Genomic DNA, 25,669 nt, shown 5'->3' with positions numbered 1-25,669 from the left:
GCCGGGTGCTCGCCGCCCAGGGCGGCGACAGGGGGACGGATGATCCGCAAGACGCGACTGATGTCCAAGACCGGCGTGATGCTGGTCCGCGTCGAGGTCTTCGAGAACGACATCCTGCGCTCGACCGCCTTCAAGGTCAGCACGGCCGCGGGCGGCCAGACCTTCACCACCCTGACCAAGGCGATCACGGCCTTCCGCGCCATGAGCCGTCACCGGGTTCAGACGCCCCGCCTGAAGACCGCCGCCTGACGCGCTTCAGTCCTTGATCGGGTCCAGGGCGTTGGCGTCGTTGTAGGTCAGGGCCAGGAAGACGTCCTCCAGGTCCGGATCCTCGGTCGTGATGTCGGCGATGGTCACCCCGGCGGCGCGCACGGCGGCCAGGACCTGTTCCACCGACGACTGCCCCTTCTTGTAGCTGATGGCGAAGGCGCCGTTCGGACGCGCCACCACGTCGAACCCCTTCACGGTCGGCAGGGTCGTCAGCTCGCCCTCCGGCGTCACCACGACGTTGCGCGTATCCAGTCGGCGCAGCAGTTGCGGCGTCGGCTCGCAGGCCACCACCTCGCCCCGGTTCATGATGGCGATGGTGTCGCAGAGCTCCTGCGCCTCCTCCAGATAGTGGGTGGTCAGAAGGATGGTCACGCCCTCGGCGTTGATCTTGCGGACGTATTCCCACAGCTGGCGACGCAGCTCGACGTCCACCCCCGCCGTCGGTTCGTCCAGGATCAGGATGGGCGGATTGTGAACCAGCGCCTTGGCCACCATCAGCCGCCGCTTCATCCCGCCCGACAGGGCCCGCACATAGGCGTTGGCCTTGTCCGACAGACCCAGGGCCGCCAGCAGTTCATCCGAACGCCGCTCGTTCGCCGGCACGCCGTAGAAGCCCGCCTGAACCTCCAGAGCCTCTCTGGGGGTGAAGAAGACGTCCGCCACGATCTCCTGCGGCACGACGCCGAGCGCCGCCCGCGCATCGCGCGGACGCTCGTCGATGTCCCGGCCCCAGATGGCGGCGGTCCCGCCCGTCTTGTTGACGATGCCGGCCAGAATATTGATCAGGGTCGACTTGCCCGCCCCGTTCGGACCCAGGAGGCCGAACATCGACCCGCGCGGAATGACCAGATCGACGCCTCTCAGGGCCGTCTTCGGCGGCGATTTCTTGGACCCGGCGTAGGTCTTTTCCAGCCCGCGCACCTCGATGGCGTTGATGGGCAAGGCTTGGGTATCGGTCATAAGGGGCTTTCAGGCGCGAGGCAGGCCGTCTAACTAGGCGTCGCAACCTCCCGCGCCAAGACCACGGACCCATCCATGCCGCCCCGCCACCCCGCCGAGACCGTCCTGCCGCCGGAAGAGATCGTGGTCTCCACCAAGCGCGTGGCCTGCGACGGCGGCGGCGTCCTGGGCCATCCGCTGGTCTATCTCGACATGGGCGGCGACGACTTCATCGAGTGCGGCTACTGCGACCGCCGCTTCGTCCTCTCGGCCGATCACCACGCCGAGAGCGAATACCTCGACCCCGCCGCCCGCCCGCCCGAGGCGCACTGAGGGGCTTCGCAGCCTCCTACATCCAGTCCGACTGCGGGTGCCCGCCCGAGGGATCGGCGCGAACATCCTCCGGCCACAGGGGCGGCGTCGCGTCCACGACACCCTCGTCCAGCACGACCACGATCCGGTCGTCGCGCCCCAACCCCGCGATGGGATCGCCCCAGGCCCAGACCCCGGCCCCAACATCGGCATCGGCATCGGCATCGGCATCGGCCGGACCCGCGTCCGCGATCGCCGGGATGACGAAGGGACCCTCGGCGGCCTTGCCGTCGTCCAGCGCCTCCGCCCCGGCCGGACCCGGATTGACCCCCAGCTGGCGGATCTGGCTGTCGAAGGTCGCCTGATAGCTGAACCGGTGCTCCTGCGATTCCGAGAAGATGAGGACGATGTCGACCCGGCTCGTCCCGCCGTTCAGCGCCTGGACATAGGATTGCACCCCCGCCGCGTCGCCTTCGCGATCCAGCACGAAGCGATAGATCTGTTCCACGAACTGCTGGTTCGTCAGGGAGCCGAACCGGCTCTGGAACTCCGGCGAGCCGACCATGAAGCCGGCGATGTCCTTCAGGGTGTAGCCGTTGTCGAGCGCGTCTCGATAGGTTCTCAACCCGGCCAGATCCGGCAGGCGGTTGAAGACGGAATCGTACAGCCGCGCGAGCGCCGCCGTCTGCTCGTCCTGCACGAACAGGCCGCGTGAGGTGATGACCGCATTGATCAGCTCGCGGTGCTCCTGGCTCTCGGAAAAGATGCCCAGAACCTGGGCCCGCGTCGTCGTGCCCGCGTTCAGCGCGTTCACATACTGCGCCACCCCGGCCGCGTCGCCCTCCCGATTCAGCGAGAACCGGTACATTTCCCGCACGAACTGCTCGTTGTTCAGCGCCCCATAGCGCGCCTGGAACTCCGCCGAGCCCTCGAAGATGTTCAGGATGCCCTGGACGGTCGCCCGACCTTCCTGGATGGCACGGCTGTAGTCGGCCAGGCCGAACACGTCCGGCGCCCGGTCGAAGGCGGCGTCGTACAGGCGGTAGACCACCGTCGTCGCGTCGTTGACGTCATAGGACATGCGCCCGTCGAGAAAACGCAGGATCTCGATGTTCGACAGGGTGTCGGCTCCACCCTCCACGCCGCCCGCGACCCGCCCCCGGGTGACGGTCGAATAGCTCGCCATGTTGCCGGCGTAGACGGCGGTGTCCACACCCTCGTCGCCGTTCAGCGTATCGCTTCCGCTGCCGCCGATCAGCACGTCGTTCCCGGCGCCGCCGTAGATCGTGTCGTTGCCGGCGCCGGCTTCGATCGTGTCGTTGCGCTGGGTTCCGATGATCCGGTCGTCGCCGGAGGTTCCCAGCATGACCGGTCCGTTCGCCCGCAGCGCGATGCGTTGGCCCACGAATTCCAGGAACTCGACATTGATGAAGGTGTCCGTTCCGGTCGCGATCGGACCGCCGCCGATAACGGTGGTGACGCCGTCGACGGTGGTCACCACGAAGCTGTCATAGCTTCCGTATTCGAAGACGACCGTGTCCGTGCCGCTGCCGCCGTCGAACCGGTCGTTACCCGCGCCTCGACCGGTCAGATCGGACGGCGACCCTTGGTAGAAGATGTCGTCCCCGTCTTCGCCGAAGATGGTGCTGCCCATTCGGGTGAAGGACACCGGGTGGCCCGGCACGGTGACATGCAGGGTGTAGGTCGCGCCGGCGGGCGGCGACTGGGTCGTCAGCGGGTCGGAGCTCGCCCAGGCCGATACCTCGACATAGTAGATCCCGTCGGCCGGTGCGGAAAAGCGCAGGGCCGAATCGGTGTCGTAGCCCAGATCTCCCCCTGACGACGCGGCCGCCCCGTCGTCGTTGCTGGTCAGCAGCGCTCCGCTGGAATCGTAGATCCGGATGACGCTGTCGAACCCGGCGAAATCGATGTCGACGATGATCGCGCCGCCCGCGGTCGCCGTGAACGCGTACCACTCGGCCGCGCCGCTGCTGGTGGCCTTGACCGTGGCATGCGGACGACCGTCGAAGGACTGGTCGATGTCGGCGCGCTGGCCGGTGACGAAGGCGGCGTCCATCGAGACGGCGGCGCCCCGGGTGGTGTTGGTCACGGACTGCGCCTTGACGATATCGACGCCCGTTCCGACCGCGCCGCCTGTTCCGGCGTAGAAGCGGTCGTTGCCCGCGCCGCCGCGCATGACGTCCGCGCCGCCTTCCCCCCTCAGGATATTGTCGCCCGCGTCCCCGATCAGGATGTCGTTCAAGCGCGACCCTCGCACGCTCTCGATCGAAATCAGGGTATCGCGCTCCCCACCGCGCAACGCCCAGCCCTGGGCCAGATCCACGGTCACGGCGGTCGCCTGATCGGCATAGCTGACCAGGTCCATCCCCGCTCCGCCGTCCAGGATGTCGTCGCCCAGGCCGCCGATCAGGGTGTCGTCGCCATCGCCGCCGAACAGGCGGTCGGCGCCGGTTCCGCCGTCCAGGACGTCGTTGCCGGCGAAGCCGTGGATCACGTCGTCGCCGCCGCTGCCGGACAGGGTGTCGGCCAGGGCGGCGCCGTTCATCAGGTCGTTCGTGGCGTCTCCGCTGACCCTCATTCCGCCGGTCGTGACGATGTCGCCCGTCGGCCCGACCGACAGGGTCATGTCCGAGAACCTGAGGAATTCCACGTTGGTGATCTCGTCATAGCCCTCGGTCGCATGCCGGAGGACGACGGTCTGGCCATTGACGGTGATGGTGTATTCGGATCGCGGCCTCAGGAAGATGGCGGTGTCCTGCCCCAGACCGCCGTCGATGATGTCCGAGCCCGCCCCGCCGGTCAGCAGGTTGTCGGCCGAGTTTCCGAACAGCCGGTCCGAGCCGCTCCCGCCTATGGCGTTCTCGATCACCGTCCCCACGGCGATGGCCACGTTCCCCCTGAGGCCCCCGACGTTCGAGAAGGCGCCCTGCCTCAGGTCGATCGCCTGGTTCGTGGAATAGAGGCTGAAGTCGAAGGTATCCACGCCTCCGGCATCCCAGACCGCGAAGATCAGCTGGCTCGAGCTTTGTTGGCCGGAACCTGGGGTAGGCGCGATGAACCATGGCCGGTCGGCGTTGGAGTTGAAGCCGTACACCGTATCCCCGGTGCGGGTCGTCATGTTGGCGCCGTACAGCCGCTGCACCGCGGCGATGTCGTCCAGCATGGGCGCGGCGGGATACAGCGAGCCGAAGGAGCCGCCGTCTCCGACCGCATTGAAATAGCTCATCACCGTGTACTGGCGGGTATCCTCGCTGTAGTCGGCGTTGGTCGTGTACGAGAAGGTCGCCGGCCCCTGGATATAGCTGGACGGATGGCTCAATCCGATGGCGTGGCCGATCTCGTGCACCAGGGTCAGCTGGCCAAAGCTGAACGGCGTAAAGGTCGAGTTCAGGCCCTGGAGGCTGTTGACCCAGACGTCGCCGGCCGAGGACTGCGCCGCCGTCGATCCAGGCAGATAGGCGAAGGCGGCCGCGCTGTCTGGGCCGGTCTGATAGTTGCCGAACAGCATGGTGGCGTCGTTGGTGAAGCCATTGGCGTCGGCGACCCGATTGAAGACGATGTTCGCGACATCGGACCAACCCTGCAACGCCTGCAAGGTCGCCGCGATCTGGGCCTGGCTGAATTGCAGGAAGCCGCTGACCCCGTCGGGCATCGTCGTGGGCGCGCTCGATCGGAACCCGAAGGTCACCGTCGTCGCGGCTCCCAGCGTCGGCGACCAGCTCAGCCCCGTGCGGGTCAGATGCCGGGCGGCCTCCTCCAGGCTCAGGGAGGGCCGGTTGGAGTTCAGATAGCCCTGTCCCCGGTCATCGAGGCCCAGCGCCAGAGGGCCCAGGGGGTCGATCGCGCCGTTGAAACCGTCGCCGCCGATCCAGACCGTGCCGTCCTCGTCGCGATGAAACCCTGGCATCCGATGCTCTCCCTGGTTGTCCGCTCATAGCGTGACCCAGCGGAGATCGAAAGCGATGATGGTCGCGCGCCGCCCTAGCAGGCCTGCCCGGCGGCCCAGCCCGACGACCAGGCCCACTGGAAATTGTACCCGCCCAGCCAGCCGGTGATGTCCACAACCTCGCCGATGAAATAGAGGCCGGGCACGGACTTGGTCTCCATCGTCGTCTGGTCCAGCTGGTCGGTCGCGACCCCGCCCAGGGTCACCTCGGCCGTGCGATAGCCCTCGGACCCCACCGGCTTCACCGTCCAGGCGTTGACCGCCTGATCCAGCCTGGCCAGCACCTTGTCCCCGACCTCGGCCAGCTTGCCGTTGGCGCCTTCGCGGGCCGTCAGCACCTCGGCCAGGCGGCGCGGCACGATGTGACCCAGCGCCGTGTGGACCGCCTGTTTGCCGCCGTTCTCCTGCTTCGCCGCCTTCAGCCGCGCCAGGACGTCGACGCCCGGCGCCATCTTCACCGTGATCGCCTCCCCCTCGCGCCAGTAGGAGCTGATCTGCAGAATGGCCGGGCCGCTGAGCCCCCGATGGGTGAACAGCATGGCCTCTTCGAACTTTGTCTTGCCCGCCGAGACCACCGCATCGACCGCCAGTCCCGACAGCGGCGCCGTCTTCTCCAGCAGGCCCGGCTCGAAGGTCAGGGGCACCAGGGCCGGTCGCGTCTCGGTCACCCGCAAGCCGAACTGTCTAGCCAGCTCATAGCCCCAGCCCGTCGCCCCCATCTTGGGGATCGACTTGCCGCCCGTCGCCACCACCAGCGAGGCGCACCGCACCGCCGACCCGTCCGTCAGGGCCAGCGCGAACCCGTCCCCGACGCGGTCCACCCGCTCCACCCCCACGCCCAGCGACAGCAACACCCCGGCCGCCCGCATGTCGTCGGTCAGCATCCGGATGATCTGTTTGGCGCTGTCGTCGCAGAACAGCTGGCCCAGGGTCTTCTCGTGCCAGGCGATCCCCGCCCCATCGACCCGTTTGACGAAATCGGCCTGCGTGTACCGCCCCAGCGCGGACGCCGCGAACCGGGGGTTCTCCCCCAGGAAGTTCGCCACGCTGGTCCCCGTGTTGGTGAAATTGCACCGCCCCCCGCCCGAGATGCGGATCTTCTCCCCGGGCTTGGAGGCATGGTCCACGACCCGCACGGACCGCCCCCGCCGCCCGGCCTCGATGGCGCACATCATCCCGGCGGCGCCCGCGCCGACCACCACAACGTCGTAAGTCTGGGTCTTCATCGGCCCCCCTTACAGCATCCACACCTTCGGGGGCGCCGCCTCCTTCACGATCAGGGCCGTCACCGCCCAGACCAGGGCGTCCGCCCGGTCCAGCGACCAGCGCCCGTCGTCCTCGCCGCCCACGGCCATCAGCTCCTCCTCCAGGTCCCCGAAGTCGCCGGCGTGCAGGACCCGCCCCTGTTCATAGAGGGCCGCCACCGGCTCGGCCCGCGCCCGCTTGCCCTCGGCCGCCCGCACCTCCCGGATCGGCGTCTCGCAGCCCACGGCCCTGAACACGGCCCGCACCATCTCCCCGCCCTGGTTGACCTCGACCACGATGGCCTCAGCGCCCCAGGCCTCGGCCGCCGTCCGCGCCCGCCGGGCCCAGCCCTCGGGCGACAGCCCCCGCGCGGAGCGGTCCGCCAGCACCACGGCCTCGGACCGCCCGTCCGCCCGCCGCCTGCGCCCGACGACCACGATGCCGCAGGCGTCCCCGCCCACGGTCGTCGTCGGATCGACGCCGACCACCACCCGCTCGAACACCCCGCCGCCCTCGCACATTCCTGATGAGCTATCGCGCGTCGCGCTACTTGAGCTCCGTGGGCCCAGCCTTCCCCACGGCTTGAACCCTTCGTCGGTCCGGCAGTCCGTCATCATCGTCGAGGTGAACAGCGCCCCCTCGATCTCCACGACCCGGCCCTCCAGCTCCTGCGCCGCCCGTCGCGTCCCGCCGTACAGCGCCTCCAGCCCCTCGACGAAGCCGGGCGCCAGGTTCGCCGCATTGTCCACGGTCGCCGCCCGCGACACGACGCACGACCCCTCGGCCATCAACCCCTTCAGCGCCCGCGTCGGCTTCGGCGTCGTCGAAACCATCAGCCGGGGCGGCGGCGCCCCGTCCCCGCCCCTCAGCCGCAACCCCATCCTCAACAAGGCCAGCGTCCCTTCGCCGCCCCGCCACGCGCAGAACTCGTCCGCCCACGCCGCCCCGAACTGCGGCCCTCTCAAGCTCTCCGGATCCTCGGCCGAGAACACCCAGGCCTCCGCCCCCGACGGAAACCTGAGGCGCCGCCGCGACGGCTCATAGACCGGCCAGGCCCCCCTCTCCCGCCACCTCGGCAGGGCCAGGATCCCGCTCGGCCCGCCGATCATCACCTCCCGCGCGTCGTGCAGCGTCGGTCCGATCAGCGCCAGCCGCCCGACGCTTTCCGCCTGATCCGCGATCCAGCTCGCCCCCGCCAGGGTCTTGCCCGCCCCGCGCCCGCCCAGGAACAGCCACGTCGCCCACGCCCCCTCGGGCGGCTGTTGCTCGGGCCGCAGGACCAGCCCACTGGCTTCTCCCTCCCCTTGGGGAGGGTCGTCGCGCAGCGACGGGGTGGGGAGGGCAAGGCGATCCACACACGGACCGTCGCCATTCAGCCTTGCCGCCCCCACCCGGTCTCCGCTGCGCTGCGACCACCCTCCCCCGAAGGGGGAGGGAGAGATCACCTGCCTGATCTCCGCGCGCGTCACCCCGCCCATCTGGCCCATCCGCCCGCGCCATTTCCACATGCGCGAGGCCTCCACCTCGTCGCCGGCGTTCAGCGTCTCGACGATCTTCAGGTCATAGTCGTGCACCGACCCCGCCGGCTTCTTCCAGTCCATCTCGATCTTCACCACCTCGATCCGCCTCCTGTAGTCACCCGTCCCAACCCCCGGCCCGCGCGGCCGGAACACCGCCCCGGGCGTCTCGCATTTCCGCATCCCCAGTTCGCTCGCGACGTCGGCGATCCGCCCGACCGAGACCCCGAACTCCTCCGCCAGGGCCTCGTCCGTCTCTCCGGCGTTCCTGCGTTCGACCAGCCCCCGCCACCGCGCGGGCGTCATCCCGCTGTGGCTCTGGCAAAAGACATGATCCTCGGGCCAGCCCTCGGGCGGCCGTTTGCGATGATCGACGGCCAGGGGATCCTGCGTCTTCATCCGCCCGCGCCGTCGCGCCTGCCAGCAGATCGTCCCCACCCCGATCCCGAACCGTTCGGCCAGCACGGCGCGCCGCACCCCCGCCCGGTCCAGGTCGAACAGCGTCTCCCACTGTTCCTCGCTCAGCTTGCTCGGTCGTCCCATCCCCACAGTCTGGGGGACCCGCGACCTTGGCCAGACAAAAAGCCTCTCAAAGACCCCCGACCCTTGAAATCAAAGCCCTTTCCGGCCGATCCTTTGCCAACTCCAGACCGATAGCTGACACAAACACCCCTCTCCCTCCCCCTCGGGGGCGCACAGGCGATCGCATGCGATCGACCCGCGAGCTCTTTCTTCCTTGCCTGGAGCGCAGCGACCGGGTGGGGACGGCCAGGCAAATCCCCACGGCGCCTCGCCCCTACTGCCTGGTGCCTAATGCCTACTGCCTCATCCTGTGCAAAACCGGAACAAACCACGAACAATTCTCTTGCCCGCATCCCCCCGGCGCCCCTAACTCCCTGTCCCAGGGGTCGGCGCCTCAACCCGAACGACGAAGACGAGAGAGCCCGCCCCCATGCGCCCCGAACCCGACCCTGGCCCCGCCGACCCGTCCACCGAGGCCCGCCGTCCTCCGGTCCCTCCGGCGCTGCTGGCGTCGCTCTCCGCCCTGGACCTGACCAGCGCCGACGGCCGCGCCGGCCTCCAGAGCTTCCTCGCCGAGATCGAGCGCCGCGCCCCCGGCGCCCTCCTGCAACAGGCCGCCGAGGTCCAGCTCAGGCGGTTGGGGTGTGGGGGCTTCGTGGACCACCGCAACCGTGGCTAGGCGGCCCAAGGGCAAGGAGCAGCCATGTACCTCAGCCGCCACAGACGAGGTCAAAATCGGTTACCATTAAACCGTCGATAACGATGGGTACTTGCATGTGAGTGATCGCGACGGCAGGCACCGCAGCTTGTCGAGATGGGCAACGCATTGAACAAGGCATACGACAACGAGCAATCCCTCAAGGCGAAGGTCATCCAACGCCTGCGAGAGACTAAGCGCTTTGGCTCTAAGCCTCTGATCGCGACAGAGTATTGCGTTGGCTCAACCGGAGTCCGGGCAGACCTAGTGGTGGCATCTAGAGCCACTCGTGAAATCACAGCAATTGAAATCAAGAGCGCGGCCGACAGCCTGAAGCGCTTGCCGCATCAGCTCGACGCTTATGGGCGTTATTTTGATCTGGTAATCTTGGTTGCCGCGCACCGCCATCAGCGACACGTGCGCCAGATCCAGACGCCAGGCCTTGAAATATGGGAAGTGGAAAAATCTGGAACGTTGGCGGTTGTTCGCTCCAGTGACCTAGTTTCCAGAACTGAGAATCTCTCGGACCTGCTCAATCAACGAGACAAAGTGCGGTATCGCGGCCTTGTGGAGCGCGGGGACGAGGGATCCAGGGACGCGTTTTTCGCTGCCTTTGAGGACCGGCATGGCGTCACTTCCGACCGATTTTGGAGCGCTGTGTCGGGCAAGATTACCGCAGACAACGTCGCTGCCCTAAGTCGATTTGAGGTGGAACGTTCAGACAGGAAGCGTCAGCATCTTATGGAAATGCAATCATACACTAGTTGGCTTTCACTAGAAAGCTGCGCCGCCTAGATGTCTTGCCAGTCGTCGTCTGTCTCATAGAGCGCAGACGGGGAATCAAACCACAACTGGCGGTGTAGATGCAGATTGATGCGTACGGCAGTTGATCTTGCAGGCGAGGATATTCCTCCTGTTTGCCCCAGATGGGTCTTCTCAATCATCTGTGTCCCCCAGATCCTGAGTCTAGGGTCCCAAACGCTTGGCGTGTTCATCAGCTTCGAAGCAATCTTTGTGTAGCCGCCTTTGTACGCGATCGAAGTCTCGGTTCTGTAGAACAGCCACTCACCGCTTAGCGGGTAGTCAATCCGAGGGTAGGGGTCAGTGCTCCCCCCTCCTCTCGATTCCGCCCGCGCGCTGCCGCGATCACTGTAGTGCAAGGCGTCACCAAACTGGCCGCGCATGTGTTGGTAGAGCTGCCGCTCGTAAATCTCTTGGCGCGGGAGCGAAGTGAAGCTCGCCGGGAAGCTGCTAGTGGATATGGCGACAGTAGCGTTGGGGCATAGTTGGAGCAGTCGATCAACGATCGAAGTCAGTTCCGCCTGTTGGAGCAACAGCGTGCGGCCTTCCTTGCCCAGATCGATCAAGAAAGTGATGTCTGTTCCCAATCCACTCAAGGCAGCGACGCGGGTCGCGATGGCCGGAAGGACGGAAAATGCCGACCGTGTGAAAGGCACCATGGCCCCCCGGCCCAGACCCAGCATCGCTATGGCTTGGAGGTCGAATTGGGAGGCGTCCGCTAACTGCAACACTGGAATGGAGTGTTGCGCCCTTCCAGTGCGAAAAAGCTCGCACCACCGGCTGTAGCCATCGGCGGAATCCAAGAGCGCTCTGATCTCTTGCGCAGTGGGGCTTAGATCATCAGGCTTCGGAGGGGCCGGAGGGAGGACAAATGCTCCTCGTAAGCCGTACGCTTTCTCAATCCGGTCAAACGCCCGATCAAGAGTTTTAGTGCTCAGCCAATGCCTCAAAGGAAATATTGGACGGAGCGCATCTTTATCTCGCTCAGGAAGATTCTCGAGCGCAATCATTTCCGCCGGAGATAGCTTCAAGAGCGGTAGATACATATCTGCGACCCCTAGGACACTTGCTCTAATCTGATTGCCATAGCAGCTTCAGACACACCAAAATGATCCGCCAGAAATTGAAGCCGCTCTTCAAATGATCCGACGCTCTCAGCAAATGCTGCACGGACACTCTCGCGCGGCATAAGAATATCAGCGGCCAAACGATTTGCTTCTGCTTCTCGTGCATCCGACAGCGACGACCGATACAATGCGTCGTCCGAAACGCCAGAGCCGATCTGGTCTCGGTGGAGAAGGAAGTGCGCCAACTCATGTGCGACGGTGAATCTCTGCCGGCCGCGACTGTCGTGCCGATTGACCTTTATTTCGAAGGCCCCTCCTGACGGACGTATCTCTCCAGAAATTCCTGCGGGCAGCGTGGATGCTTTGACGGATATTCCGAATGCCCGCGCGATATCGCCCAACCGAACAGGCTGCGCAGCTTGGGCCGCCGCGATGACTTCGCGTTGATGTGGAGGGAGTTGGTCAATCATCTTGGGCCGCTCGTTCTTCGCCCCAGGCTTCATCCACCTCTGCGTCAAACTCGGTCATAGCATTACCGCGTCGAACAAGCTCAGCGATATAAGGCATGAGCGTGCCTTGGTCGGCATTTCGATTGAACCACTGCTCCACCGCCCTATTGATCGTGGCTTCAGCTTCGGGCGACACCAGATAAGCATCAACGCAGCGCTTCGCCTCTCTCCGCGCGGCGGCAACAGAGTCGCGCTTTATCGTGCTCCATCCCCAAAGCGCCAGGATGGCGACAAAGATGCCAACGGCGGTGAGAATCAACGCTGAGCATGCGAGGACAACTGCTGTCCAATCGGTGGCTTTCATATCCCAGAAAAGCCTGAAGCGGCCTTCATGCAGCAAGGAAACGACATATGCGCCAGCAGCGGCGCTTATAAAAAGCGCCGCCATATTCCAACCGCGTTGGCGTTCAGCTAGCGAATCATCCATGCCCAACCCCCACCACTCAAGGTTTAATCGCCTGAGTCGGGCGCTTCGCATACCCACGGCACTGCCAGGGTTGAGGGCTTCTAACCCCAACCTCCGGTCAAACCCCAGCGGCGGGCCCGCCGCCTAGTGGGCCTCGTCCCAGTTCTTGGCGGCCTTGGCCTCGACCACCAACGGCACTGACAACGCCACGGCGGGCTCCGCCGCGCCTTCCATCACGCGGCGGATGACCGGGATGGCGGTCTCGGCCAGGGCTTCCGGGCATTCGAAGACCAGTTCGTCGTGGACCTGGAGCAGCATCTTGACCTCCGACAGGCCGGCGGCCTGGAGGGCGTCGGGCATGCGGATCATGGCCCTGCGAATGATGTCGGCGGCGGCGCCCTGTATGGGGGCGTTGATGGCGGCGCGTTCGCCGAACTGGCGTTCGGCCCCTGACTTCGAGTGGATGGCCGGGATGTGGATGCGGCGGCCGAAGACGGTGGAGACGAAGCCCGCCTGTTTCACCTCGGCGCGGGTGGCGTCCATATAGGCGCGGATGCCGGGGAAGCGTTCGAAATAGGTCTTGATGTAGGCCCCGGCCTCGGACTGGTCGATGCCCAGCTGGTTCGACAGGCCGAAGGCGGAGATGCCGTAGACGATGCCGAAATTGATGGCCTTGGCGCGGCGGCGGGTCTCGGGGTCCATCTGGTCGACCGGGACGCCGAACATCTCGGACGCGGTGGCGGTGTGGATGTCGATGCCGGCCTTGAAGGCGCGTTTCAGCTCGGGGATGTCGCCGATGTGGGCCAGAAGCCGGAGCTCGATCTGGGAATAGTCGGCCGAGATCAGGACGCTGCCCGGCCGGGCGATGAAGGCCTGGCGGATCTGGCGGCCGGTCTCGGTGCGGATGGGAATGTTCTGGAGGTTCGGATCCGAGGAGGCCAGGCGGCCGGTGGTGGCGGCGGCCAGTTGATAGCTGGTGTGGACGCGGTCGGTGGCCTCGTCCATGGCGGCGACCAGGGCGTCGGTATAGGTGCCCTTCAGCTTGGACAGCTGGCGCCAATCCAGGATGGCGCGGGGCAGTTCGTGGGTCTCGGCCAGGGTCTCAAGCGTGGCGGCGCCGGTCTCCCACTGGCCCGAGGCGGTCTTCTTGCCGCCGGGCAGGTTCATCTCGCCGAACAGAAGCTCGCCGATCTGTTTGGGGCTGGAGATGCCGAAGGGGCGGCCGGCCATCTCGTGGGCCTTCGCCTCCAGCTCGACCATCTTCAGGCCGAACTCGGACGACAGGCGGCGCAGGCGGTCGGGGTCGACGCGGATGCCTTCGGATTCCATGTCGGCCAGGACCGCGGGCAGGGGGCGTTCCAGGGTCTCGTAGACCGTGGCCAGCCCCTCGGCCGCCAGCCGGGGCTTGAGGATGCGCCACAGACGCAGGGTCACGTCCGCGTCCTCGGCCGCGTACTGGGTCGCGGGTTTGAGTTCGACGTGTTTGAACGACTTCTGGCTCTTGCCGGTCCCGCAGACGCTCTTGAACGGGATGGGGTCATGCCCCAGATGCAGCCGTGACAGCTCGTCCATCCCGTGCCCGTGCAGGCCTCCTTCCAGCACATAGGAGATCAGCATGGTGTCATCCGTCGGCGCGACCCGAATGCCTCGCCTGGCCATGACCGCCTGATCGTATTTTCCGTTCTGCATGACCTTGAGAACGGACGGGTCTTCCAAAATTGATTTTACCCGGGCCAAAACCGTGGGCTTGTCCAGCTGGGTGAGGGGCTCCCGGGCGTCGGCCTCCCCCCCGAAGTCCAGCCCGCCCGACCCCGCCAGAGGCTCCAGCTCGTGGGTCAGGGGGATGTAGCAGGCGTCGTTCGGCCCGATGGCAAGGCTGACCCCGCACAGCCCCGCATGCGTCGCCGACAGGGCGTCCGTCTCGGTGTCGAACCCGACCACCCCCGCCTCGGTCGCCCGCGCCAGGAAGGCGTCCAGCTCTTCCAGCGTCTGGATGCAGCGGTAGGCCTCGTGGTCGAAGATCTGCTTCTCCACGTCCTCCGACACGGCCTGGGGGGCGTAGCGGGGCGAGATCACCGGCGCGGTCAGGGGCGCGGCCGGGCGGGACGGGGCGAAGGCGGACCCCTCGTGGCCCGCCAGCTTGCCGTCGCCGACGCGTTTCTGGAGGCTGCGGAACTCCATCGTCTCCAGGAAGGCCGACAGCACCGCCGGGTCGGGGTCGCGCATGGCGAAGTCGGCGATCGGCTCGGGCGCCGGGGCGTCGCAGGACAGCTTCACCAGCTCGCGGCTGAGCAGGATCTGGTCCCTGAAGGCGATCAGGGTCTCGCGCCGCTTCGGCTGTTTGATCTCGCCCGCCCGCTCCAGAAGCGTGTCCAGATCGCCGTACTCGTCCAGCAGGGTCGCGGCGGTCTTCGGGCCGATGCCGGGCGCGCCGGGGACGTTGTCGACGCTGTCGCCGATCAGGGCCTGAAGGTCGATCATCTTGTCCGGCGTGACGCCGAACTTCTCCATCACCGCCTCCTCGGCCAGGCGACGGTCCTTCATCGGGTCCCACATCACGACCGACGGGCCGATCAGCTGCATCAGGTCCTTGTCGGAGGAGACGATGACGCACTCCCCGCCCATGTCCCGCACCTTGCAGGCATAGGTGGCGATCAGGTCGTCGGCCTCGTAGCCGGCCAGTTCGACGCAGTGGACGCCGAAGGCCGCCGTCGCCTCCCGCACCAGCGGGAACTGCGGCACCAGATCCTCCGGCGCCGGCGGACGGTGGGCCTTGTACTGGTCGTAGAGGTCGTTGCGGAACGTCTTCTCGGAGTGGTCGAAGATGGCGGCCAGATGGGTGGGCCCATCGGCGCCCTTCATGTCCTTCAACAGCTTCCACAGCATGTTGCAGTAGCCCTGGACCGCGCCCACCGGCAGGCCGTCGGACTTGCGCGTCAGGGGCGGCAGGGCGTGATAGGCGCGGAAGATGTAGGCCGAGGCGTCGATCAGCCAGAGGCGGATCGGGGCGGCTTCGGAGGCGGTATCGGCTTCGGACATGGCGGCAACATAGGGGGCCGTCGCCCGCCCGTCACCGCCCCAACGGCGGGATCAGAACTCGCGCCAGCTGTCGCCCGGATCGCGCTCGTTCGGCCGCGCCGACTGCTGGCCCCAGGTGACCATCATCAGGACCTTGTGGCTGCGGATGCGGTACTCGCCGACCATGGGCGTGACGGCGCCCAGCGGCGCGCCGGTGCGGGCGTCGTAGACGAAGCCGGAGAACTCCGCGACGCCGATCCGGTCCCGGCGGCTGTAGAGGCTTAGTTCGGGCAGGGAGACGACGTTGAAATTCTCGTTGATCGGCACGGCCAGCGGCGGCAGGCCGACGACCCGGCGCATCTGTTCCAGCGACATGGTCCCGGCGCGCAGTTCGAACACGGCGTCGGCCTGGGACTTTTCATCGGCCAGGGCGAAGCCGGCCTCGGACAGGGCGCCGCGCACGGCCGAGGTCGCATAGGCCGAACCCTCGCCCTGGAAGTAGCGGTTCTCGACGAAGACGCGCGATCCCGGCGGGATGGGAAGACGCAGGCCGTCGACGGCCAGGTCGGCCGCGCGCGCCATCAACAGCTGCTCCGTCGCCGTCCGACCGGGATTGCTCTCCGAGGTGGAGGCGCAACCGATCAGAGGGGCCCCGACCAGCAACGCCGCGCCGAGCGCGATCAGACGCACGCCTACCAGGTCCCGGTGTTGGGCATGGACAGCCACGGCTCCGCGGGCTCCAGCGGGGCGCCCTCCTGCAGAAGCTCGATCGAGATGCCGTCCGGCGACTTCACGAAGGCCATGTTGCCGTCGCGCGGCGGGCGATTGATGACGACGCCCATGTCCATCAGTCGCTGACAGGTCGCGTAGATGTCGTCGACCTTGTAGGCGAGGTGGCCGAAATTGCGCCCGCCGGTATAGACCTCGGGGTCCCAGTTGTAGGTCAGTTCGACCTCGGGCGCGCGCTCGGCGGCGGAGCGATCCTTGTCCTTCGGCGCGGCCAGGAAGATCAGGGTGAAGCGCCCCTTCTCGTTCTCCGTCCGCCGCACCTCCTCCAGACCCAGCTGGGCCGTCCAGAAATGCAGGGAGGCGTCCAGGTCGGCGACCCGGACCATGGTGTGCAGATAGCGCATGAGGAACCTCAGGCCGCGATTGGGGAGAGGCCGCCTTCTAGTCGGAAATCGTCAGGTTCCAAAGGGCCGATACCGGATTAAGCGGGACAGTATCCGTGTTCGCGCGCGAATTGTCGCAGGGCATGGCCGTCGACCAAGGGGGGTGGGCGGAACAGTCAGGGACAGACAGCCGCCTCATGGGATCGCTCACTCGCGCCAACGCCGCGCGCAACGCCGCCAAGGGCGCGGCCAAGGCCAACACCACCAAGGGCCATCAGATCGGCGAGGTCTCGCTGGGCGAGCGGCTGAAGTACGGCTTCGACAAGTCGATGTCGGGCGGGGCCATGGCCCTGGTCGGTTGGCTGGGTCTGGTGACCCTGATCACCATTCTGTTCGCGGCGACCATCCTGACCCTGACCCGCTGGGGTCCGGACGGCGGCTGGAGCTTCATCGAGGCCCTTTGGCAGTCGCTGATGCGGACCACCGACGCCGGCACCGTCGCGGGGGACGCCGGCTGGGCCTTCCGAGGCCTCAACCTGTTCGTGACGGCCATGGGCATCCTGGTCTTCTCGGCCCTGATTTCGGTCATCTCGGCCGGTCTGGACGCCAAGATCGAGGAGGCCCGGAAGGGCCGCTCGCGCGTGCTGGAGACGGACCACACCATCATCCTGAACTGGTCGGCCTCGATCTTCGACATCATCTCCGAACTGGTCATCGCCAACGAGAGCCGGAAGAACCCGCGCATCGTCATCATGGCCAACAAGGACAAGATCGAGATGGAGGACGAGATCGCCGACAAGGTCGAGGATCTCAAGAACACCCAGATCATCTGCCGTTCGGGCGATCCGACCGACCTGTTCGATCTGTCGATCGTGAACCCCCAGGCCTGCCGCTCCATCATCGTCGTCTCGCCCGAGGGCGTGGACGATCCGGACAGCCAGGTCATCAAGACCGTCCTGGCCCTGACCAACGACCCCAAGCGCCGCGAGGAACGCTATCTGATCGCCGCCGAACTCCGCGACGCCAAGAACGCCGAGGTGGCCCGCATCGTCGGCGGGGACGAGGTCCAGCTGGTGCTGGCCGACGACCTCATCTCGCGCATCGTGGTCCAGTCCTCGCGTCAGGCGGGTCTCTCGGCCGTCTACTCCGAACTGCTCGATTTCGACGGCTGCGAAATCTACACGACCGAGCTGGAGGAGCTGGTCGGGATCACCTACGGCGACGCCGTCATGGGCTATGAGGACTCCGCCCTGATCGGCCTGCGCTACGCCGACGGCAAGGTGAAGATGAACCCGCCGATGGACGAGGTCATCACGTCCGGTTCGCGCGCCATCATCATCGCCGAGGACGACGACTCCATCAAACTGACGCCCCTGCCAGAGGACCTGATCGACGCCTCGACGGTCCGGAAGCCCAAGGCCGTCCGCCGCAAGGCCGAACGCACCCTCATCATCGGCTGGAACCGTCGCGGCCCGATGATCGCCTATGAGCTGTCGAAATACGTTCGCCCCGGTTCGATCCTGACCGTGGCCGGCGACACACCCGGCTTCGCGGAGGAAATCCGGTCGATGCCGCTGGGCTCCACCAACATGAAGGTGACGTCCAGGGTCATCGACACCAGCCACTCCGCCTCCATCGAGGCCCTGGATCCGGCCAGCTACGACTCCATCATGGTGCTGGGTTACTCGGACACCATGGAGGCCCAGTCGGCGGACACCCGCACCCTGATCACCCTGCTGCACCTGCGGAAGCTGTCGGAGCGTCTGGGCGTCCACATCTCGGTCGTCTCGGAGATGATCGACATCCGCAACCGCGAACTGGCCGAGGTCACCCGCGCCGACGACTTCGTGGTGTCGAACAAGCTGGTCTCCCTGATGCTGGCCCAGGCGTCGGAGAACGAATACCTGTCCTCCATCTTCGACGACCTGCTGGATGAGGACGGCTCGGAAATCTACATGCGCCCGGTCGGCGACTATGTGGACCTGTCCGGCCCGGTGACCTTCTACACCATCGCCGAAGCCGCCCGTCGGCGCGGCGAGACGGCCATCGGCTACCGTCGCAAGCGTGAGTTCGAGGACGGCGACGACCGCAACATGGGCGGGGTCGTGGTCAATCCGAACAAGTCCGAGGCGCTGGACTACCTGCCGGAAGACCGCGTCATCGTCCTGGCCGAGGACTGATCGAAACGAAAGCGGGCGGGGCTGCGACACCCCGCCCCGCTTGCGGCCTCCGACGGCGGCGCCACGTTCGGGAAAGACCTTCCCCCGGAGACCGCCCCGTGCCCCTGTTGATGTGCCCCAACGACAACGCCCAGATGACCACCCTGGACCGCAACGGCGTCCAGTTCGACATGTGCCCGACCTGCCGGGGCGTCTGGCTGGATCGCGGCGAACTGGAGAAGCTGATGGAGGGCGCGGCCGCCTCCGCCGTCCCAGCCCAGGCCTATGCCCCGCCGCCGCAAGGCCGACCCCACTCCGGCGCGCCATGGGGCCATGCGCCCGAACAGCCGCAGTATCGCGACTCGCGCTACCGCGATCACGACGACTATCGGTACAAGAAGAAGAAGCGCGACAGCATCTTCGACATCTTCGACTGACCGGGCCGAAAAGTCTCCTCCCCATCGCAGATGGGGAGGTGGCAGCGAGCCTCTTCGCGAGCTGACGGAGGGGTTCTTTCTGCGTGCACGAAGACCCCCTCCGTCTCTCCGCTATGCTGCGAGCCACCTCCCCATGCTTCGCACGGGGAGGAGACCGATTACGCCGCCAGCCCCGCCGCCTTCATCAGACCCTTCAGCGGTGCGATCGTTTCCGGCGCGGCGCTGAGTTCGGCCCGCGCCTCGGGCGCGCGGAACAGTTTGATCGCCTCGGCCTTGGCGCGCTCGGAGACCGGCCCCTGGGGCGCCGTCTCCCCGGCGGCCAGCCGCAACAGGGCCGTCAGCTTCTGGGGCACGGGGGCGGGGGCGCGGGCCAGGGTCGCGGTCAGCTTCGCCTCCGCCTCGATCACCCCGCCGACATTGCCGATGGCCGCCAGGATCTGTTCGGTGTCGTTTTCCGACAGGGCCGAGGCCTTCACCGACCGGGTCAGGGCGGCCAGGATCTGAAGCTTCCGGGCCGGGGTCTGGGTGTTGATCCGCATCTCGCTCTCGAACCGCAGCGAGGTGACGCAGGCCGCCAACCAGCGGGCCGCCGACCGCTTGTTCGAATTGCCAGTGACGTTCTCGCAGAGGCGGGTCAGCTGCTCGGCCTCGCACAGCACCGTGTCGCACGGCACCACATAGGCCTGGACGAAGTCGGCGGTGACCAGGCTCTTGGAGCGTTCGGTGAAGGCGGTCTGCACTTCCTCCAGCGTCAGCAACCGCCCCGCCGTGGCCGTCAAGGACAGGGCCAGGGTCCGCAGGATGTCGATCTCGCCCGGCGCATCGGTGGGACGCAGGCGACGCGGCCCCATCAGTTCGCGCAGCACCATGCGGGCCAGGGACGCGGCCAGAAGCGGAAACTCCCCGCCCTCCAGCCGCTTGCCCAGCCGGGCCGCCGGACCGTCGACCGAGGGCATCAGCAGGGCCATGCGCGGATCGTGGACGATCAGCATCTCGATCTCGCGCGGGGCCACCATCCGCACCACGGCGGCCAGACTGCCGCCCTGATCCAGCGCCGGACCCAGGATTTCCGCCAGACTGGTGCGCGCGGCCAGGAGCTCGCACAGGATCTGTTCGATCGCGACCATGACCATGGCGCGCGGCGCCCCGTCCGCCGGCGCCCGGTCGGCCAGGTCCATCAGCCGGTCCAGACGCGGCCTCGCGCCGCGCAGGTCCACCAGGGCGCCCGCCACCACCCCGCCCATGACGAAGGCCCGGTCCGAGGCCCCGGCCAGCTTCTGGGCCACGTCGGCGAGCGACCGGTTGGCGAGGTCGGGGAAGGTCCCCTTGCGGCCGGCGGTGACGACCCGCTCCATCGCCCCTTCGACCAGCTTCTGATAGTGGCGGATCAGCTCGTGGGCGGGCTGGCCGGTGTTCTGGCTCTCGGGGATGGCGACCTTTTGCAGGGCGTGCTGCAGCTCCACGCCCGACGCCTCCAGCCGCTCGACCAGATCGGGCCGGTGCAGCAGCTCAAAGGCCGTCGCCCCCTGGCGCATCAGCCAGTCCTCCAGCACCCGGCCGATCAGTTCACGCGCGTGGGGGGCGTAGAGGTCCTGGGGTCCCATGCAGTTGGAGGATTTGTCGTCGTCGGCGACCAGACGCTTCTTCTGCGGCTCGGGCGCGCCGCGGGTCAGGATGGTGGAGCTGGCGAACTCCATCGTGTCGGGATCCAGCGTCTCCTTGGTGACCCGCACGGCCACGGCGCGCTTGTCCCTGAGGATTTCCTCGGCCGTGTCGACGGCGTGTTTCCGCTCTTCGGTCGCCATCGTCAGCGTCCAGGGCGCGGGCGCGGTCTTGCGGATATAGAGTTCGTAGTGGACGGGGCCGGCCATGCGCTCGCTTTCTGCGGTCTGGACGCCACGCTAGCGGCCAAGGCTTTAAGGTCCGGTTTCGCGAACCAAATCTGGCGCTGGACGCAGTGTGGCCGTAAAGTCACCGCGATCGCGGGCGAACGGTTACGCTTGTCGTGCGTTCATGCGCTCCCGACTTCTGTCGTGGATCAGACGAGGAGACCGACTTGGCCAATATCACCCTGGTGGACGACGACGAGAACATCGTCGCCTCCGTGTCGCTGGCTCTGGAAAGCCACGGCCACAAGGTGGTCGCGTACCACGACGGGGCCACGGGCCTCGAGGCGCTGGAAAACTCGCCGCCCGACCTCGCCATCCTGGATGTGAAGATGCCCCGGATGGACGGGATGGAAGTGCTGCGTCGCCTGCGCCAGACCTCCCAGATTCCGGTCATCATGCTGACCTCCAAGGACGAGGAGATCGACGAGATCCTCGGATTCAACCTCGGCGCCGACGATTACATCCACAAACCCTTCTCGCAGCGGCTGCTGATCGAACGGGTCAAGGCCCTGTTGCGCCGTTCGGGCGGTGACGGCGGCGAGCCGGAACCCTCGGCCGAGGTGTCGGGCAAGGCCATCCGTCGCGGCAAGCTGGTCATGGATCCGGCCCGCCACGAAAGCACCTGGGACGGCAAGCCGGTCAAGCTGACCGTCACCGAGTTCCTGCTGCTTCAGGCCCTGGCCCAGCGCCCCGGCTTCGTGAAGAGCCGCGACAACCTGATGGACGCCGCCTACGACGATCAGGTCTATGTCGACGACCGCACCATCGACAGCCACGTCAAGCGCATGCGCAAGAAGTTCCGGGTCGTCGACAACGAGTTCGACGCCATCGAGACCCTGTATGGCGTCGGTTATCGATACCGCGAGAGCTGAACCTTCGGAGACGTCCGAGGACCTGTCCCCGCGCCGCCGCCTGATCCGTTTCGGCGGGTCGCGGCTGGGCGGGCTGATCCTCGTCCTGAACCTGATCAGCCTTCTGATCCTGCTCGGCGGGGCCCTGGCGCTCAACGAATGGCACACGGGCCTGGTCCAGGCGCGTCAGGAGAGCCTGCTCGGTCAGGCCGAACTGCTCGCCAAGGTCCTGTCCGACGAGGACTATACCCGGGGCGAGCCGGTCCCGGAGCTCAATCCGTCCCAATCGGCCAAGGTGCTGATCGACCGCTTCGTCCCGTCCGGGCAGCGGGCGCGCATCTTCGACCGCGACGGCGTGCTGATCGCCGACAGTTTCGACGTCTCGGACACCATCGAGGGCCAGCCCCTGCCGCCGGCCCGCCCCGCCGGAACGCCCGAGCCCAGGGACGCCGCGCGCGGCCGCGACGCCGCCAATCTGGAGCGGGCCAACGTCGCGCTGGGCGATGAAATCCTCGCCGCCCTCGCCGGCGATCCCCAGACCACCGTCCGCCGCTCCGAGAACGGCGAGCGGGTCGTCTCGGTCTCCCTGCCCATCCGCCATGTGCAACAGGTGCTGGGCGTCCTGACGCTGGAGGCCAACGACGTCGACGAAATCCTGGACGCCCAGCGTCGCGCCCTGATCCCCTTCGCCCTGGTGGCCCTGGGAGTGAACCTCCTGGCCTCCCTCCTGCTCCACCTGTTCGTGGCCCGGCCGGTCATGCGTCTGTCGGCGGCGGCCGATCAGGTCCGGCTGCAGCGCGCCCGCGCCATCTCCCTGCCGGACCTGGAAGACCGTCGCGACGAGATCGGCGACCTGGCCCGTTCGCTGGAATCCATGACCGACACCCTGTCCACCCGGATGGACGCCATCGAACGCTTCGCCGCCGACGTCTCGCACGAGATCAAGAACCCCCTGACCTCCATCCGTTCGGCCTTGGAAACCCTGGATCTGGTCAAGGATCAGGAGAAGCGCGACCGCCTGACCGCCGTCCTGCAACAGGACGTCCGTCGTCTGGACCGCCTGATCACCGACATCTCCAACGCGTCGCGTCTGGACGCCGAACTGTCGCGCGACCGTCCGCGCGCCATCGACCTGGCCGTCCTCCTGACCGACATCGTCAGCATCTACGAGACGACCGGAAAGCCGGGCGAGGCGCCGGTGAGGCTGGATCTGCAAGCGGATGTCCCGGCCCGTGTCGTCGGCCGCGACGGCCCCCTGGGCCAGGTGTTCCGCAACCTGATCGACAACGCCCGCTCCTTCAGCCCGGCGGGCAAGGACGTGCGCGTCTCGATCCGCCGCGAGGACGCCGACGCCCTGCCGCTGCGGATCGTGGTCGAGGACGACGGTCCGGGCATTCCGCCGGAGAACCTGGAGACCGTGTTCGAGCGGTTCTACACCTCGCGTCCGCGCGGGGCGGCCTTCGGCTCCAACTCGGGTCTCGGCCTCTCCATCGTGCGCCAGATCGTGGAGGCGCACGGCGGGGTCGTCTCGGCCGCCAACCGTCTGGACGCCTCGGGCGCGGTTCTGGGGGCCCGGTTCGAGGTCGCCCTGCCCGCCGTGAGCCGCAGGGCCTAGACCGGTATGCCCCAACCCCGACATTGCACCGTCGTCGCCCGCTGGGGCCTGAAGGGCTGGCGCGGGGTCCTGCTGTGCGGATCGTCGGGGGCGGGCAAGAGCGATCTGGCGCTGCGCCTCATCGACGCGGGATGGCGTCTTGTCGCGGACGACTACGCCCACGTCTGGGCCTCGGACGGCGCCGTCTACGCCGCGACGCCGGAGCGGATCGCCGGCCGGATTGAGGCGCGCGGTTTCGACATCGTGCCCGCCGTATGGCGGCCCTCCGTGCGGATCGGCCTGATCGTCAACTGCGTCCAGGGCGTCACCGAACGCCTGCCCGATCCGGATTTCGAGACGGTCGCCGGCGTCGATCTGCCGCGCCTGACCCTGGACATCCGCCCGGCCTCGGCGGCCGTGATTCTGGGCCTCGCCATCGACCGGCTTTAATCGTGCTTCGGATTGGCCTATCTAGGCCCGCTTGGACCGGGGCGGGGGCCTCCGATCCACGGCTTTAGGGGATATTCTGCGTTGCAGGCGCTTTCCAGGATCGGCTTGAAATGATCGGCCTCGTGATCGTCACCCACGGCGGCCTCGCGTCCGAATTCCTCTCGGCCATGGAGCATGTCGTCGGACCCCAGCGCGGCGTCGCGGCCATCTGCATCGGGCCAGAGGACGACATGGAGCGCCGCCGTCGCGACATCGTCGACGCCGCCGCCGCCGTGGACGACGGCTCGGGCGTCATCCTCCTGACCGACATGTTCGGCGGCACGCCGTCCAACCTGGCCATCTCGGTGATGGAACAGACCCATGCCGAGGTGATCGCCGGGCTGAACCTGCCCATGCTGATAAAGCTGGCCAGCGTGCGCGGTCGCGAGACGCTGGAGACCTGCGTCGCCCACGCCCAGGACGCCGGCCGCAAATACATCTCCGTGGCCTCCTGGGTCCTGGCGGGCGAGAAGTAGGGATGGGGCAGACGATGACGACCGTTCAGGCGACCGCCAACATCTGCAACACCCGCGGCCTGCACGCCCGCGCCTCGGCCAAGTTCGTCAAACTGGCCTCCAGCTTCGAATCCGAGATCCAGGTCACCCGCGACGGCGTCACCGTGGACGCCCGTTCGATCATGGGCCTTCTGATGCTGGGCGCCGGCAATGGCTGCTCCATCGACATATCGGCCGAAGGCTCCGACGCCCAGGACGCCATCGACGCCCTGAACGACCTGGTCGCCAGGAAGTTCGACGAGGATCAGTAGCCCCCATCCGCTCACCCCAGCGAAGGCTGGGGTCCAGATGGAAAAGACGGCCGCTGAATCAGCAGGCCCAGTGCCATGTCCCTGCAGACGAGTTCGTGATCTGGGCTCCAGCCTTCGCTGGAGCGCACGGATAGGGGCTGGTCAGTCCTTCTCCTGCTTCGCCCCGATGTGGGCGATGCCCTTCCTCTCGGCGATCCGCACCTGACGGTCCCGTTCCAGCGCCCCGGACCTCTGCTCTTCCGTGCGGGTGTCGTGGCACCGTTCGCAGCAGACGCCCTCGACATAGTGTTCCGACGCCCGCCCCTCGGGGCTGACCGGCATCCGGCAGCCGCGACACAGGGTATGGGTCCCCTCGGCCAGGGCATGACCCACCGCCACCCGTTCGTCGAAGACGAAACACTCGCCCACCCACAGGCTCTGCGCCTCCGGCACGGTCTCCAGATACTTCAGGATCCCGCCCTGCAGATGGAAGACGTCCGTCACCCCCTCGGACTTCAGGAACGCCGTCGACTTCTCGCAGCGGATGCCGCCGGTGCAATACATGGCGACTTTCGGTGGGTTCGGCCGATCCAGCAGGGCCCTGCCCTCCGTCCGGAACCAGTCGGGGAAGTCGCGGAACGACCGCGTGTTCGGCTGGATCGCGCCTCTGAAGGCCCCGACCTCGCCCTCGTAGTCGTTGCGGGTGTCGATCACGACCACGTCCGGATCGTTGATGAGGGCGTTCCAGTCCTCCGGGCTCACATAGGTCCCCGCGTTCGTCGCCGGCTCCAGATCCGGCAGCCCCAGGGTCACGATCTCGGGCTTTACCCGCACCTTCAGCCGGTGAAACGGCATCCGCTCGGCGGCGGAATACTTGACCTCGGTCTCCGCGAACCCGGGGAGGGTCTTCAGCCCCTCCACCACCCGCGAGATGGCGGCGGCGGGGCCGGCGATGGTGCCGTTCACCCCCTCATGCGCGACCAGCAACGTTCCCCGCACATCCTCGCCGCACAGGGCCTCCAGATGGTCGCGCAGGCCTGCGGGGTCCGCGACGCGCGCGAAGCGATAGAGGGCCGCGACCCGGATCTGGGACATGTCGTCGGTCACGCCGTCGCCTCGGCCG

Annotated in this window: 23 protein-coding genes; 11 read left to right on the top strand and 12 right to left on the bottom strand. The window is 67.1% G+C overall.

All coding sequences use genetic code 11. The features are described from left to right. The first annotated feature begins 39 nt into the window (after window positions 1-39). Entirely contained in the window at window positions 40-249 is a 210-nt protein-coding gene (locus tag ACETK8_RS02595; RefSeq protein WP_374037961.1) for a hypothetical protein, read from the top strand. Between the two features lie 6 nt (window positions 250-255). On the opposite strand, the gene ACETK8_RS02590 is transcribed toward ACETK8_RS02595, so the two are convergent. Beyond that, the gene (locus ACETK8_RS02590) at window positions 256-1,230 is read right to left on the bottom strand and encodes an ABC transporter ATP-binding protein (RefSeq protein ID WP_374037960.1); all 975 of its coding nucleotides are present in this window, start codon (window positions 1,228-1,230) and stop codon (window positions 256-258) included. A 75-nt stretch (window positions 1,231-1,305) separates the two neighbouring features. Between ACETK8_RS02590 and ACETK8_RS02585 the strand changes: the two genes are divergently transcribed. Then, the gene (locus ACETK8_RS02585) at window positions 1,306-1,542 is read left to right on the top strand and encodes a zinc-finger domain-containing protein (RefSeq protein WP_374037959.1); all 237 of its coding nucleotides are present in this window, start codon (window positions 1,306-1,308) and stop codon (window positions 1,540-1,542) included. A 16-nt stretch (window positions 1,543-1,558) separates the two neighbouring features. Here ACETK8_RS02585 and ACETK8_RS02580 read toward each other — a convergent pair whose 3' ends face one another. From ACETK8_RS02580 to ACETK8_RS02570, 3 genes are all read right to left on the bottom strand, one after another. After that, complete coding sequence (locus tag ACETK8_RS02580) at window positions 1,559-5,449, bottom strand: DUF4214 domain-containing protein (RefSeq protein ID WP_374037958.1); 3,891 nt, start codon at window positions 5,447-5,449, stop codon at window positions 1,559-1,561. Window positions 5,450-5,523: 74 nt separating this feature from the next. Next, window positions 5,524-6,714 carry an NAD(P)/FAD-dependent oxidoreductase gene (locus ACETK8_RS02575; protein WP_374037957.1) on the bottom strand — a complete coding sequence of 397 codons (1,191 nt, stop codon included), beginning with the start codon at window positions 6,712-6,714 and terminating at the stop codon, window positions 5,524-5,526. Window positions 6,715-6,723: 9 nt separating this feature from the next. Next, complete coding sequence (locus ACETK8_RS02570; RefSeq protein WP_374037956.1) at window positions 6,724-8,793, bottom strand: terminase large subunit domain-containing protein; 2,070 nt, start codon at window positions 8,791-8,793, stop codon at window positions 6,724-6,726. 409 nt (window positions 8,794-9,202) lie between these two features. Between ACETK8_RS02570 and ACETK8_RS02565 the strand changes: the two genes are divergently transcribed. Together ACETK8_RS02565 and ACETK8_RS02560 are read left to right on the top strand one after the other, a co-directional pair. Next, window positions 9,203-9,451, top strand: a complete 249-nt coding sequence (locus tag ACETK8_RS02565; RefSeq protein WP_374037955.1) for a hypothetical protein — start codon at window positions 9,203-9,205, stop codon at window positions 9,449-9,451. A 135-nt stretch (window positions 9,452-9,586) separates the two neighbouring features. After that, entirely contained in the window at window positions 9,587-10,264 is a 678-nt protein-coding gene (locus ACETK8_RS02560) for a sce7726 family protein (RefSeq protein ID WP_374037954.1), read from the top strand. Here the strand turns inward: ACETK8_RS02560 and ACETK8_RS02555 are convergent. The 6 genes from ACETK8_RS02555 to ACETK8_RS02530 form a co-directional block, all read right to left on the bottom strand. Next, the gene (locus ACETK8_RS02555; protein ID WP_374039451.1) at window positions 10,261-11,280 is read right to left on the bottom strand and encodes a beta family protein; all 1,020 of its coding nucleotides are present in this window, start codon (window positions 11,278-11,280) and stop codon (window positions 10,261-10,263) included. The two genes, ACETK8_RS02560 and ACETK8_RS02555, sit on opposite strands and share 4 nt — an antisense overlap. A 47-nt stretch (window positions 11,281-11,327) precedes the next feature. Beyond that, entirely contained in the window at window positions 11,328-11,807 is a 480-nt protein-coding gene (locus ACETK8_RS02550; protein WP_374037953.1) for an ImmA/IrrE family metallo-endopeptidase, read from the bottom strand. Beyond that, the gene (locus ACETK8_RS02545) at window positions 11,800-12,273 is read right to left on the bottom strand and encodes a hypothetical protein (RefSeq protein ID WP_374037952.1); all 474 of its coding nucleotides are present in this window, start codon (window positions 12,271-12,273) and stop codon (window positions 11,800-11,802) included. Before ACETK8_RS02545 ends, ACETK8_RS02550 begins: the two co-directional genes overlap by 8 nt. A 123-nt stretch (window positions 12,274-12,396) precedes the next feature. After that, a complete protein-coding gene (polA, locus tag ACETK8_RS02540; RefSeq protein WP_374037951.1) occupies window positions 12,397-15,291 on the bottom strand; it encodes a DNA polymerase I in 2,895 nt (964 codons plus the stop codon). 51 nt (window positions 15,292-15,342) lie between these two features. After that, a complete protein-coding gene (locus tag ACETK8_RS02535; protein ID WP_374037950.1) occupies window positions 15,343-15,960 on the bottom strand; it encodes a DUF6655 family protein in 618 nt (205 codons plus the stop codon). Between the two features lie 2 nt (window positions 15,961-15,962). Beyond that, window positions 15,963-16,403 carry a VOC family protein gene (locus ACETK8_RS02530; RefSeq protein ID WP_374037949.1) on the bottom strand — a complete coding sequence of 147 codons (441 nt, stop codon included), beginning with the start codon at window positions 16,401-16,403 and terminating at the stop codon, window positions 15,963-15,965. A gap of 176 nt (window positions 16,404-16,579) precedes the next feature. Here ACETK8_RS02530 and ACETK8_RS02525 point away from each other — a divergent pair, with 176 nt between their 5' ends. Together ACETK8_RS02525 and ACETK8_RS02520 are read left to right on the top strand one after the other, a co-directional pair. Next, on the top strand, window positions 16,580-18,562 hold the full coding sequence (locus tag ACETK8_RS02525) for a CASTOR/POLLUX-related putative ion channel (protein ID WP_374037948.1): 1,983 nt from the start codon (window positions 16,580-16,582) through the stop codon (window positions 18,560-18,562). 98 nt (window positions 18,563-18,660) lie between these two features. Then, entirely contained in the window at window positions 18,661-18,978 is a 318-nt protein-coding gene (locus tag ACETK8_RS02520; RefSeq protein WP_374037947.1) for a zf-TFIIB domain-containing protein, read from the top strand. A gap of 158 nt (window positions 18,979-19,136) precedes the next feature. Here ACETK8_RS02520 and ACETK8_RS02515 read toward each other — a convergent pair whose 3' ends face one another. After that, window positions 19,137-20,849, bottom strand: coding sequence for a hypothetical protein (locus ACETK8_RS02515; RefSeq protein ID WP_374037946.1), 1,713 nt, complete (start codon window positions 20,847-20,849; stop codon window positions 19,137-19,139). A gap of 185 nt (window positions 20,850-21,034) precedes the next feature. On the opposite strand from ACETK8_RS02515, the gene ACETK8_RS02510 reads away from it, so the two are divergent. The 5 genes from ACETK8_RS02510 (at window position 21,035) to ACETK8_RS02490 (ending at window position 24,567) form a co-directional block, all read left to right on the top strand. Beyond that, on the top strand, window positions 21,035-21,739 hold the full coding sequence (locus ACETK8_RS02510) for a response regulator transcription factor (protein WP_374037945.1): 705 nt from the start codon (window positions 21,035-21,037) through the stop codon (window positions 21,737-21,739). Beyond that, window positions 21,708-23,333 (top strand): stimulus-sensing domain-containing protein, encoded by a 1,626-nt coding sequence (locus ACETK8_RS02505; protein WP_374037944.1) that lies wholly within the window; start codon window positions 21,708-21,710, stop codon window positions 23,331-23,333. Before ACETK8_RS02510 ends, ACETK8_RS02505 begins: the two co-directional genes overlap by 32 nt. 6 nt (window positions 23,334-23,339) lie before the next feature. After that, window positions 23,340-23,762, top strand: coding sequence for an HPr kinase/phosphorylase (locus tag ACETK8_RS02500; protein ID WP_374037943.1), 423 nt, complete (start codon window positions 23,340-23,342; stop codon window positions 23,760-23,762). A gap of 110 nt (window positions 23,763-23,872) precedes the next feature. Further along, window positions 23,873-24,277: a PTS sugar transporter subunit IIA gene (locus ACETK8_RS02495; protein WP_271084494.1), complete on the top strand. Its 405-nt coding sequence runs from the start codon at window positions 23,873-23,875 to the stop codon at window positions 24,275-24,277. 14 nt (window positions 24,278-24,291) lie between these two features. Next, window positions 24,292-24,567, top strand: coding sequence for an HPr family phosphocarrier protein (locus tag ACETK8_RS02490; RefSeq protein WP_374037942.1), 276 nt, complete (start codon window positions 24,292-24,294; stop codon window positions 24,565-24,567). A gap of 141 nt (window positions 24,568-24,708) precedes the next feature. On the opposite strand, the gene ACETK8_RS02485 is transcribed toward ACETK8_RS02490, so the two are convergent. Then, window positions 24,709-25,641 (bottom strand): rhodanese-related sulfurtransferase, encoded by a 933-nt coding sequence (locus ACETK8_RS02485; protein WP_374039450.1) that lies wholly within the window; start codon window positions 25,639-25,641, stop codon window positions 24,709-24,711. Window positions 25,642-25,669: the final 28 nt, after the last annotated feature.

It is taken from the genome of Brevundimonas staleyi (assembly GCF_041893865.1).
Taxonomy (GTDB): domain Bacteria; phylum Pseudomonadota; class Alphaproteobacteria; order Caulobacterales; family Caulobacteraceae; genus Brevundimonas; species Brevundimonas staleyi.
This window is presented reverse-complemented; position numbering and strand designations above follow the sequence as displayed.